This window comes from Pantoea hericii (genome assembly GCF_014155795.1).
In the GTDB taxonomy this organism is placed as follows: Bacteria; Pseudomonadota; Gammaproteobacteria; order Enterobacterales; family Enterobacteriaceae; genus Pantoea; species Pantoea eucalypti.
Window position 1 is genome coordinate 147214 of the sequence record NZ_SCKV01000004.1, and the last position, 11984, is coordinate 159197.

At 56.1% G+C, this 11984-nt stretch carries 13 protein-coding genes; 1 reads left to right on the plus strand and 12 read right to left on the minus strand.

Annotated elements, in window-relative coordinates; translation table 11 throughout:
• Positions 1–29 precede the first annotated feature (29 nt).
• Genes H7K52_RS10245 through sdhC form a run of 4 tightly spaced genes read right to left on the minus strand, consistent with a single transcriptional unit; the run spans position 30 to position 3258 of the window.
• Entirely contained in the window at positions 30–746 is a 717-nt protein-coding gene (locus H7K52_RS10245; protein ID WP_003853156.1) for a succinate dehydrogenase iron-sulfur subunit, read from the minus strand.
• Positions 747–760: 14 nt separating this feature from the next.
• A complete protein-coding gene (gene sdhA / locus H7K52_RS10250; protein ID WP_182630009.1) occupies positions 761–2527 on the minus strand; it encodes a succinate dehydrogenase flavoprotein subunit in 1767 nt (588 codons plus the stop codon).
• Positions 2528–2875, minus strand: coding sequence for a succinate dehydrogenase membrane anchor subunit (sdhD, locus tag H7K52_RS10255; RefSeq protein ID WP_008925023.1), 348 nt, complete (start codon positions 2873–2875; stop codon positions 2528–2530).
• Entirely contained in the window at positions 2869–3258 is a 390-nt protein-coding gene (gene sdhC / locus H7K52_RS10260; RefSeq protein WP_033742984.1) for a succinate dehydrogenase cytochrome b556 subunit, read from the minus strand. The genes sdhD and sdhC overlap by 7 nt, the downstream gene beginning before the upstream one ends.
• A 633-nt stretch (positions 3259–3891) precedes the next feature.
• Here sdhC and H7K52_RS10265 point away from each other — a divergent pair.
• Complete coding sequence (locus H7K52_RS10265; protein ID WP_003853167.1) at positions 3892–5175, plus strand: citrate synthase; 1284 nt, start codon at positions 3892–3894, stop codon at positions 5173–5175.
• A gap of 347 nt (positions 5176–5522) precedes the next feature.
• Here the strand turns inward: H7K52_RS10265 and nei are convergent, their stop codons facing one another.
• The 8 genes from nei to H7K52_RS10305 form a co-directional block, all read right to left on the minus strand.
• On the minus strand, positions 5523–6311 hold the full coding sequence (gene nei, locus H7K52_RS10270; protein WP_008925021.1) for an endonuclease VIII: 789 nt from the start codon (positions 6309–6311) through the stop codon (positions 5523–5525).
• Between the two features lie 11 nt (positions 6312–6322).
• Positions 6323–6970 (minus strand): pyroglutamyl-peptidase I, encoded by a 648-nt coding sequence (pcp, locus tag H7K52_RS10275; protein ID WP_008925020.1) that lies wholly within the window; start codon positions 6968–6970, stop codon positions 6323–6325.
• A 6-nt stretch (positions 6971–6976) separates the two neighbouring features.
• Complete coding sequence (locus H7K52_RS10280; protein WP_033762882.1) at positions 6977–7993, minus strand: DUF979 domain-containing protein; 1017 nt, start codon at positions 7991–7993, stop codon at positions 6977–6979.
• Positions 7993–8721 (minus strand): DUF969 domain-containing protein, encoded by a 729-nt coding sequence (locus H7K52_RS10285; RefSeq protein WP_182630010.1) that lies wholly within the window; start codon positions 8719–8721, stop codon positions 7993–7995. Before H7K52_RS10285 ends, H7K52_RS10280 begins: the two co-directional genes overlap by 1 nt.
• Before the next feature lie 52 nt (positions 8722–8773).
• A complete protein-coding gene (pxpA, locus tag H7K52_RS10290) occupies positions 8774–9511 on the minus strand; it encodes a 5-oxoprolinase subunit PxpA (RefSeq protein WP_182630011.1) in 738 nt (245 codons plus the stop codon).
• A complete protein-coding gene (gene pxpC / locus H7K52_RS10295; protein WP_182630012.1) occupies positions 9501–10430 on the minus strand; it encodes a 5-oxoprolinase subunit PxpC in 930 nt (309 codons plus the stop codon). The genes pxpA and pxpC overlap by 11 nt, the downstream gene beginning before the upstream one ends.
• A complete protein-coding gene (gene pxpB / locus H7K52_RS10300) occupies positions 10424–11080 on the minus strand; it encodes a 5-oxoprolinase subunit PxpB (RefSeq protein WP_008925015.1) in 657 nt (218 codons plus the stop codon). The genes pxpC and pxpB overlap by 7 nt, the downstream gene beginning before the upstream one ends.
• 160 nt (positions 11081–11240) lie before the next feature.
• Positions 11241–11984: a type 2 GTP cyclohydrolase I gene (locus H7K52_RS10305; protein WP_008925014.1), complete on the minus strand. Its 744-nt coding sequence runs from the start codon at positions 11982–11984 to the stop codon at positions 11241–11243.

Below are 11984 nucleotides of genomic sequence, written 5' to 3' on the forward strand. Positions count from 1 at the left end.
GGGAACCTGAGGTTCCCGGCGGAGATAACTTATGCGCCGCGCTGCAGCAGCATCGACTTGATATGGCCGATGGCGCGCGTCGGGTTAAGCCCTTTCGGACAGACACTCACACAGTTCATGATGCTGTGGCAGCGGAATACGCTGAAAGCATCATTCAGATTGTCGAGACGCGCTTCGGTTTCCGTGTCGCGGCTGTCAATCAGGAAGCGGTATGCTGCCAGCAGGCCAGCAGGACCGATGAACTTCTCAGGGTTCCACCAGAAAGATGGGCATGAGGTTGAGCAGCAGGCACAGAGAATACATTCATACAAACCATCCAGGTGTTCGCGCTCATCCGGTGACTGCAGATGCTCACGTGCTGGCGGGTTCTCGCCATCATTCAGCAGGAAAGGCTTAATTTTCTCATACTGTGCATAAAACTGGCTCATGTCTACGACCAGGTCACGCACTACCGGTAAACCTGGCAGCGGACGGATAACAATTTTCTGTTTGCCGTTGCCCAATGCCGAGACGGGCGTAATACAGGCCAGTCCGTTTTTACCGTTCATGTTGAGGCCATCAGAGCCGCAGACGCCTTCGCGGCAGGAGCGACGAAACGCCAGCGTTGGATCTTTCTCTTTCAGGCGAATCAGCGCATCCAGTAGCATCATGTCGCGACCGTCTTCCGACTCCAGGGTGTAATCCTGCATGCGCGGCTTGTCATCGACGTCCGGATTGTAGCGATAAATTGAAAACTCAAGTCTCATGATCGTCTCCGAAATTAGTAGGTACGCACTTTCGGCGGGAACGCCGCGCGCAGTTTCGGCTGCATGTTCACCTCACGGCGCGTCATGCTTTCGGTTTCCGGGACATAAAGACTGTGGCACAGCCAGTTTTCATCATCACGATCCGGGAAGTCGAAGCGACTGTGTGCACCGCGGCTCTCGGTGCGATAGTTAGCCGCTACCGCCGTGGCAAAAGCCGTCTCCATCAGGTTATCCAGCTCAAGGCACTCAATACGCTGCGTATTGAAATCTGGTGAGCGGTCATCCAGACGCGCTGACTTCAGACGCTCGCGAATCTCTTTCAGCTCTTCCAGACCCTGCGCCATTGCGTCGCCTTCGCGGAATACAGAGAAGTTGTTCTGCATGCAGCGTTGCAGCGCTTTACGAATCTCAACCGGATCTTCGCCGGTGGTGTTGTTTTCCCAGCGATTGAAGCGCGCCATCGCCACGGCGATCTCATCTTCAGAAGCATCGCGCAGGTCGCCCTGCTCTTTGATACTCTCCAGCAGATGCAGACCGGCTGCACGGCCAAAGACCACCAGGTCGAGCAGTGAGTTACCGCCCAGACGGTTGGCACCATGGACGGATACGCAGGCAATTTCACCGACAGCGAACAGGCCTGGAATCACCACATCTTCGCCCTGCTCATTCACGCGCAGTGCCTGACCGGTCACTTTGGTCGGAATACCGCCCATCATGTAGTGGCAGGTCGGGATGACCGGGATTGGCTCTTTAATCGGGTCAGCATGGGCAAAGGTACGAGACAGTTCAAGGATGCCTGGCAGACGTGACTCAAGCACCTCTTTACCGAGGTGATCCAGTTTCAGCTTCAGATGCGGACCCCACGGGCCATCACAGCCGCGACCTTCACGGATCTCAATCATCATTGAACGCGCAACCACGTCGCGGCCCGCCAGATCTTTGGCATTAGGCGCATAACGCTCCATGAAGCGTTCGCCATGTTTGTTCAGCAGATAGCCGCCTTCACCACGACAGCCTTCTGTGACCAGCACGCCCGCACCGGCGATACCGGTTGGGTGGAACTGCCACATCTCCATATCCTGCACCGGCACGCCCGCACGCAGTGCCATACCGACGCCGTCACCGGTGTTGATATGCGCATTGGTGGTGGACTGGTAAATACGGCCTGCGCCGCCGGTTGCCAGAATGGTCGCTTTCGCTTTGAAATAAACGGTTTCGCCGGTTTCGATGCAGATTGCGGTACATCCAACGACTGCGCCATCAGCATTTTTCACCAGATCCAGTGCATACCACTCAGAGAAGATGGTGGTTTTGTTTTTCAGGTTCTGCTGATAAAGCGTGTGCAGCAACGCGTGACCAGTACGGTCAGCTGCGGCCGCGGTACGTGCCGCCTGCTCGCCACCGAAATTCTTCGACTGACCACCAAACGGACGCTGATAAACACGACCATCTTCCAGACGCGAGAAAGGCAGGCCCATGTGCTCCAGTTCCAGAATCGCTTCCGGGCCGGTTTTGCACATATATTCAATCGCGTCCTGGTCACCGATGTAGTCGGACCCTTTGACGGTGTCGTACATATGCCATTCCCAGTTATCTTCATGGGTATTACCCAGCGCAACGGTAATACCGCCCTGCGCAGATACTGTGTGGGAACGGGTCGGGAAAACTTTAGATAACAGAGCGCAGGTCTGGCCGCCCTGGGAGATTTGCAGTGCGGCCCGCATTCCTGCGCCACCTGCGCCGATTACCACGGCATCGAACTCTCTGATTGGCAAATTCATTTACACACCCCACACCACAACAAAGCCATAAATCGCATACCACAACAGCGCCACGACAATCACAAACTGCAACAGCAAGCGAACCGGCAGCGATTTGACGTAGTCTGTTAACACCTGCCACATACCGATCCAGCCGTGGACCAGAATGGAGAACAGCGTCAGCAGCGTGAACACTTTGGTGAATGCGGACGCGAAGAAGCCACGCCACAGGTCATAGGTCAGCGTGTCTGTCATCACAACGAAACCGAGGATGTAGACGATGTAGAGCGTAATGAGGATTGCCGTTGCACGCAGCAGCAGCCAGTCCTGAATGCCGTTGCGACCCAACGCGGATGCATTGCTTACCATACGAGGACTCCCGCCAGAATTGCCAGCACGACAGTGATCACAAAAGTCATATGAGCGGAACGCTTACCTGATTCCAGCGTTTCGGCCAGATAACCAAAATCCATCAACATATGACGAATCCCGCTCACCGCGTGATAGGCCAGCGCCGTTAAAATGCCCCACATGATGAACTTCGCGAAGAAGCCGTCCATGATGGATGCAGCGTGCTGGAAACCTTCAGGAGAAGAGAGAGAGAGACCGAGTAGCCACAGCAGGATGCCAATAGCAACCAATGTGATTACGCCGGAGACGCGGTGAAGAATGGACGTTATTGCAGTAACGGGAAACCGGATCGTCGAGAGATCCAAGTTGACAGGTCTTTGTTTTTTCACGGTTTTGCCCACACAGCTCTTTTTTATTTTGCTTCCTCCGGACCTGAGGCGGAGTCTAATCACAACGCGTGGCAGACTTTAACCGTCACCAATAAAGCAACATCCAGTGTTAATTGACGCGGTAGTAAACGCTGGGTGGCTCCTGGTGTCAGGGTGTTCCGGAGACCTGCCTGGAGTATAGGAGGATCACATTCTGATTACAATTCCCCTACAAACTCTTTGGTATATTTTAGGTAGAACAGTGATCATACTCACGATTTTCACAATTGATACAATTTTAATTATCTGATTTGACAATAGTTCAACAATTCAGTTACAAACTAAGCCTATAAATTCCTATGATGCACAAAAGTTATGGGGATACACTTTCCCCTAAGCGCAAGTTATGTAACATTGCGATAATGAGCTTTAAAAAGCATCAGGTTATTGGTTACCAAGAAGTTATGTCCTGACCGGATCTTTAACAACCGCGATATGCAGCATGTCCATGGCTCACCGGTTCCCGCTGGGAACGCGCCGCTCACTCTGTACCCTGCACCCGCTTTATCCCCGCAGAGTGATACTGTGTAGTTTTGCCAACCGCAACATGAACGCGTTTCAGGTGTCTAAAGATCCTTACCTACATAAGGCGCTATGGAGACGAAAATGACAGATAAAAAAGTAACGCTAACCCTGCAAGATGGAACATCTATTGAACTGGACGTGCTGAAAGGTACGCTGGGCCAGGATGTGGTTGATGTCCGCGCTCTGGGTTCAAGTGGCCTGTTCACCTTCGATCCCGGTTTTACGTCTACTGCGTCCTGCGAATCTGCCATCACCTTTATTGATGGTGATGAAGGTATCCTGCTACACCGTGGTTTCCCTATTTCTGAGCTGGCGACCCACTCTAACTATCTGGAAGTCTGCTACATTCTGCTGAATGGCGAAGCACCGAACCAGAAACAGTTTGATGAGTTCCGCACCACTGTTACCCGCCACACCATGATTCATGAGCAGATTACCCGCCTGTTCCACGGCTTCCGTCGTGACTCACATCCGATGGCGGTTATGTGCGGTGTTACGGGTGCTCTGGCTGCGTTTTACCACGATTCGCTGGATGTAAACATTGAGCGCCACCGCGAAATCGCGGCATTCCGTCTGCTTTCCAAAATGCCGACCATGGCAGCAATGTGTTACAAATATTCTATCGGCCAGCCATTTGTTTATCCTCGCAACGACCTCTCCTATGCCGGTAACTTCCTGCACATGATGTTTGCTACCCCGTGCGAAGAGTACAAAGTGAATCCAGTGCTGGAACGCGCCATGGACCGCATTCTGATCCTGCATGCTGACCATGAGCAGAACGCCTCGACGTCGACCGTACGTACCGCCGGTTCAAGCGGCGCGAACCCGTTTGCCTGTATCGCCGCCGGGATCGCCTCCCTGTGGGGACCGGCGCACGGCGGTGCCAACGAAGCGACCCTGCGTATGCTGGAAGAGATCAGCACCGTTGAGCACATCCCGGAATTTGTTAAGCGCGCCAAAGACAAGAATGATTCATTCCGTCTGATGGGCTTTGGTCACCGCGTGTATAAAAACTACGATCCACGTGCGACCGTAATGCGCGATACCTGCCATGAAGTGCTGAATGAGCTGGGTATGAAGGATGACCTGCTGGAAGTGGCGATGGAGCTGGAACACATTGCGCTGAACGACCCGTACTTTATCGAGCGTAAACTCTATCCAAACGTGGACTTCTACTCCGGTATCATTCTGAAAGCGATGGGTATTCCATCCTCCATGTTTACGGTGATCTTCGCGATGGCCCGTACTGTTGGCTGGATTGCACACTGGAAAGAGATGCACGACGAAGGCATGAAGATTGCCCGTCCGCGTCAGCTCTACACCGGTTATACCGAGCGCGAATTCAGTTCACAGCTGAAGAAGTAAGATTCGGAGGGCGGAGATTTCTCCGCTTGATGTTGCTTAAAAACCGGGAGCGGTTGGCTGTGATACCGCGCCTGCGCAGAGAACATGGTCAGATCGGAAAGACGCAAAAGCCGTCATCCATGACACGCTCGGCCCGCGCGATTACGCACCTCATCCGAGAGGTGCGCCCGTTTCCGGGCCAACGCTTTGCGTTGTTCAAAAACGCTCCCGGCGTTTTTGTCCCTGGCGCGGGACGCTTTCCTCCTCTGACCATGCTCCCTGCGCGTTAAGCTATTTTATTGCTATAAGATTCACACGGGCCTGGCTCTGTCAGCCGTAAGAGCATTTTACCCTTTTGACTTTACTGTCTATCTTTGACACCCCGGACACCAGTAAAACGGCCGTGATGACAGCGTGCCCTTCTCAATCACCGTGCCACAGCGCCGGCATTGCTTGCCCTGCCGATGAAACACCTCAAACTGAAACGCCGCTTCCTCATGATATTTCTTCATGGTTCCACGCATCCGATAAGCATGACGCGGCACTGACAGCAGCGCCTCGCTGAAAGCAGTCAGCTGATCGTCACTGAGATCCTGCGCCCGATGATTTGGCAGCAGCTGCGCCAGCCAGAGAATCTCGGCACGCAGGTAGTTTCCCAGCCCGGCCAGAAAAGCCTGATCCAGCAGCAGACCACTGAACTGACGCCGCCGGAAACGGGGTGACAGCAGCCGCTCTCGCACCTCTTCAACCGTCAGCGCGCTGTTCAGCACATCCGGTCCGATGCGGGTCAGAAACGGATGTGCCGCCAGCGTATCAGCGTTAAGCAGTTCAATATCTGACGCGCTGTAAAGCAGAATCGCTTTACCCTTTGTAGCAAGCCGCACCCGCAACTGACGCGTGGTATTGAGTTCGGTATCGGGTTTCACAATGCGCCAGACACCATAAAGCTGGTTATGACTGTAGAGCGTCAGACCATTGCTGAAATGAGTCAGCAGCGCTTTACCCCGCGTCTCAATCGCCTGCACCTGCTCACCAATCAGTGAAGGTTCATAGGTCTTGAGCTGAGGAAACGCAAACCACGCTTCCGTTAAGGGCTCACCCACAATGGCGGCTTCAAGCTTATCCGCCACGCGGCGAATTTCCGGTCCTTCTGGCATCGTTCTTCCTCTTAATGGGTGGCGCCGCCAGCCTGTTTAATATCTTCGCCGGTCTCCAGCGTCACCTTCACCGCAATCTCCAGCGCCTGAATAATGGTCGCGACCGCCATGCTCGGCGCACCAGGATGTTGCGCGGCCTGTTCAGGCAGGTAAGGAATATGAATAAAGCCACCCCGCGCCGGACTCCCTTGCTGCTCAAGCCAGTGCAGCAGGCCATACATCACCCGATTGCAGGTAAAGGTCCCGGCGGTCTGTGAGACCGACGCGGGGATCCCCGCGTCGCGCACTGCCGCCACAATCGCTTTGATGGGCAGACGGGAAAAATAGGCTGCCGGGCCGCCTGCCACAATCGGTTCGTCTACAGGCTGCTGGCCGGCGTTGTCCGGGATGCGGGCGTCATCGACATTGATACCGATACGTTCCACGGTAATGTCGCTGCGACCGCCCGCCTGCCCGACTGACACTACCGCGTCCGGTTTAACCTCTTCCAGTGCCTGATTCAGCACATTAAGTACCTCACTGAATACCACCGGCAGCTGTCGGATGACGATCGTCGCTCCGCCAATCTTTTTGCCTTCCAGCGCGCGCACCGCTTCCCACGAGGGATTAATCGTTTCACCGCCAAAGGGTTCAAAAGCGGTCATCAGGACAGTTTTCATGCAGCCTCACAGAAACATCAGGAAATAGAGCAGGAAAATGTTAACGATTAACAGTAGCACACCGGTTGGAATCTGAGCCTTAATGACCGCGTTACGATCGGGCAGCTCCAGCAGCGCCGCCGGAACAATATTGAAGTTGGCCGCCATCGGCGTCATCAGCGTGCCGCAGTAACCGGAGAACATACCAATCGCCGCCATTACCGCCGGATTTCCGCCGTGCTGCAGCACCAGAATCGGAATGCCAACGCCTGCAGTAATAATCGGAAATGCCGCAAACGCGTTACCCATGACCATGGTTAACAGGGCCATCCCGACGGCATAGACGGTGACGGCGATAAAGCGGTTATCCACCGCCAGCCAGGTTTCAGTCAGATGCGAAATAGCACTGCCTACGCCCGCGGCGGTAAACAGCAGTCCCAGGGTGGCGAGAATCTGCGGCAGAATAAACGCCCAGCCAATTGAATCCAGCAGGCGACGGGTCTCCTGCATCGACTGTACCGGTTTTTCATGGGTCAGTTTTAACGCCACCAGCCAGCCAATCACACAGCCGGCCATCATTGAAAACAATGTCACCAGCGTGGCGTGATTACCGGGACCGAACACCGCATCCTGCAACCCCGGAATATTGTTGAACGCCAGCACACCGACCACGGTCACAACCGGAATCGCCAGTGCAGGCAGAAACAGCTTATTCCGCAGACGCTGTGCGCTTGCCTGTTTCTCTTCATTAGTGCGCTGATGATAACGACCCAGCCGGACACCCCCTAAACCCGCAATCAGCGCCATGATCACCACAATGACACCGATGGTGATGTGCAGCATTCGGGTGCCCGCCGCGTCCGAGCCCATCAGGCTGCTCATCAGCGCCGTCGTCCAGTCACCGACCAGAAAAACCAGGCCATATAAGGCCCAGAAGAGCCCGGTGGTAAAGCGACGCGGATTAGCGCGGTCACGCCATGAGAGGATAGCCACCACCAGCAGGATAATGCCCGCCAGCCACATCAGATATTGTTGCTGGAACATTACTGACCTCCTTTGGCTTTCAGCGCCTGGCTGTTGAGCTGCTGCAGCTCACGTGCCAGCTGACGATCCAGACGAACCAGACGCGCTGAATGGATCAGGAACGCAGCAACGGCAGTTGGAATGCCCCATAAGGCGATGTGCAGCGGCTCAGTCTGAATCCCGGCCGACGCCTGCATAAAGTTGTGCATAAAGATAATCGCGCCAAATGCCACGAAGATATCTTCACCAAAGAACAGGCCGACGTTATCGGTCGCCGCTGACATGGCGCGCAGCTTATGGCGCAGTTCAGGCGAGATCTCGCCATAGCGATTTTCTGTGGCGCCCTCCGCCATCGGTGCCAGTAACGGACGCACCATCTGCGGATGTCCGCCAAGACTGGTTAATCCCAGCGCCGCAGTAATTTCACGCACAAACAGGTAGACGATCAGCAGCCGTCCGGCGGTGGCGGTTTTAATCTGAGCAATCCACGCCTGCGCCCTTTCTTTTAGCCCGTGACGTTCCAGCAGGCCAATGACCGCCAGTGGCAGCAGCAGAATCAGCGGCAGGTTCCGGGTGTTAAGAAACCCTGCGCCGAGTTTTTCCAGAATGTCCGCCAGGGGCATCATCGCAGCCAGACCGGTGACAAATCCGGCGACAATCACCACCAGCACCGGATTAAAACGTAATACGAAGCCGACGATGATCGCGGCAATGCCCAGTAGTGGCAAGAGATTCACTGCAGTTTCCATGGATTTTCCCCGAGTTAAAAAACCCGGCATAAGCCGGGCTAAGTGTGATTATTCAGGCGCTGGTGACACGAATCTGCTGGTCGGCAAACGCATCACGTAACCGCTGTGCAAACTGCAGGGCATGCTCGCCGTCGCCATGTAAGCAGACAGTCTGCGCGTTCACCGCCACCCATTCTCCGGTGATACTTTTCACTTTGCCCTGCCGTACCATTGTCAGTGTCTGATCGATAGCCTGCTGTTCATTCTCAATCAGCGCGCCCGGCTGGTTGCGCGGCACCAGCGCACCGCTGCTGAGATAGCCACGGTCAGCAAACACCTCTTCCCGCGTGTGTAAACCGTAATGCGCCGCAGTACGGATCGATTCGCTATTCGCCAGCCCGACCACAATCAGCTGGCTGTCCACCGCCCTGATGGCGCGGGCAATGGCATCAGCCAGCACCGGGTCAGATGCAGCCTGGTTATAGAGCATGCCGTGTGGCTTAACATGCACCAGGCGCGCGCCCTCACTTTCTGCCAGACTTTTCAGCGCGCCAATCTGATAGATCATCTGGGCATAGACCGTTTCCGGCGGCAACTGCATGGCGCTGCGGCCAAAGTTCTCGCGATCGGGAAAGGCGGGATGCGCCCCGATGGCGACGCCGGATGCCTTTGCCCAGCGCACCGACTGCAGCATGGTCTGTGCATCACCGGCGTGAAAGCCACAGGCGATGTTGGCAGAGCTCACCAGTTGCAGCAGCGCTTCATCGCTGGCGCAGCCCTCACCCAGGTCGGCGTTTAAATCAATTTTCATTGAGTCCCCATTTCATCTGGTCCAGAGCGCGTTGCTGATGCTGACGGGCCAGCATCGCTTCCGGCAGGGTGCAGTGAATAAAGTGAATCGACTCACCCAGACGGATTTGCGCCAGGTGATAAAGATCGGCTTCGATAACAGAAGCGATGCGCGGATAACCACCGGTAGTCTGGGCATCCGCCATCAATACGATGGGCTGTCCGTTCGGCGGCACCTGAATCACACCTGGCATCACGCCGTGTGACAGCAGCTCGCGCGGGCGCTCACGTTTAAGCTCACGTCCTTCCAGCCGGTATCCCATCCGGTTACTTTGCGGGCTGAGTTTCCATGCGGTGCGCCAGAACGCCTGCTGCGCTTCGGGACTGAATTCGTGATACTCCGGACCAGGCAAGGCGCGAATGCGGTTGCCCCACAGCAGTTGTCGTACCCCGACTTTGCGGTCGAACTGACGCGTCGGTTTCCCCAGCGGGACCTGATCGCCATCCTGCAAGGCGCGCCCATGAAATCCGCCAAATTTTGCTTTCAGGTCGGTACTGGCAGAGCCAAGCACCGCGGGGATGTCAAAACCACCCTGCACCGCCAGATAGCTGCGCATACCACGCTGCGGCATCGCCAGCGACAGGACCTGTCCGCGTTTCACTGGCGTGCGCCAGCCCGTCCAGACCGGCTGGCCGTCCAGCTCCGCATGACAGCCTGCACCCGTCAGCGCAAACCAGCCGTCGCGGGTAAACGCTGCTTTGAACTGGCCGAGCACCATCTCCAGCACCGCGCTGTCGGGCGCATTGCCTACCAGTACGTTGGCGGTGAACATGGCGGGATAATCCAGCACGCCACCGGGGCTGATACCGAACTGACGCCAGCCGTATCGACCCGCATCCTGAATAGTGGCCGCCAGCCCGGCCCGCAGAATGTTTAACATACGCCCTCCTGTTGCGGCACAAAGCGCACTTTGTCACCCGGACGGAGCAGCGTGGGCGGTTGCTGCAGCGGATCAAACAGCGCGGTGCGTGTCTGGCCGATCAACTGCCAGCCGCCGGGCGACGCCAGAGGGTAGACGCCGGTCTGGCTGCCACCGATACCCACGGATCCCGCGGGCACGGCCACCCTGGGCTCACTACGACGCGGAATGTGCAGGCGCGGATCCAGTCCGCCCAGATAGGGGAAACCCGGCTGAAAGCCAATAAAAAACACGACGTATTCGCTGCTGCTGTGCAGCTCAACCACCTGATGAGGCGTCAGCGCGGCATGTTCAGCCACCGCCGTCAGGTCGGGACCGGCCTCACCGCCGTAGATCACCGGGATCTCTACCAGACGCGACTCAGGTAATTGCGCTTCACTCTCTTCCCACCATCGCTGAAGTCGCTCAATCGCATCCAGCGCACTCTGCTGGGGATCACGCAAAATCAAGGTGATGTTGTTCATGCCGGGAATGACCTCCAGCACGCTCGCAGAGGACTGCAATCGCTGGTTAAGTCCCCAGATACGTTGCTGACTCTCCAGTGAGACCGGGGGTTCCAGCTCCAGCACGACAGCGCGTTCACCCAATAAATAACACCGTGCTCGTTGCAACAGCTACCTCCCGCTCAGTTGAGATCGCGACCGGCTGACCGTGCCGGATGCCCGAATCAGCCGATGGCTTATCTACATAAAGCAAATAATTATGCGAAAGTGACAGGGATGTGTCAATAGATTTAGGTCCTGCGCAGGCACACAGGACCCGGGAAGGAGATCAGGCAGGATTGGGAATATCAATGAAAGTCACATCAAGCTCGTGGTGCTGCGCCAGCCACTCGCCCAGCGCTTTTACGCCGCCGCGCTCGGTAGCGTGATGGCCTGCAGCAAAGAAGTGCAGCCCCTGCTCACGTGCGCTGTGAATGGTCTGTTCAGAGACTTCTCCGGTGATATAAGCATCGACGCCTGCGGCAGCGGCCTGGTCGATAAAGCCCTGGCCACCCCCGCTGCACCAGGCGATACGACGAATCAGCGCGGGCGCGTTATCGCCGCAATGCAGCGGTTCACGTCCCAATCGGTCACCGATTCGACGTGCCAGCTGCTCACCGGAGATCGGCTCAGCCAGCTCACCCCAGAACACCAGCGGCATCACTTCACCCTTTATTTCAATATCCAGCAAGTTTGCCAGCTGGGCGTTGTTGCCCAGTTCAGGATGCGCGTCGAGCGGCAGGTGCCAGCCATAGAGATTAATATCATTAGCCAGCAGAGTGCGCAGACGACGACGCTTCATACCTTTAATCGCGGCCGGTTCACTTTTCCAGAAATAGCCATGATGGACAATAATCGCATCGGCCTGACGTGCCACCGCCTCGTCCAGCAGTGCCTGACAGGCCGTCACGCCGGTGATAATCGTTTTGACCTGGCTGCGTCCCTCAACCTGCAAACCGTTGGGGGCGTAGTCACTGAAGCTGTGGCTGTCGAGGTGCTGATTGATCAGCGTCTCTAATTCGTAATGGTTCAT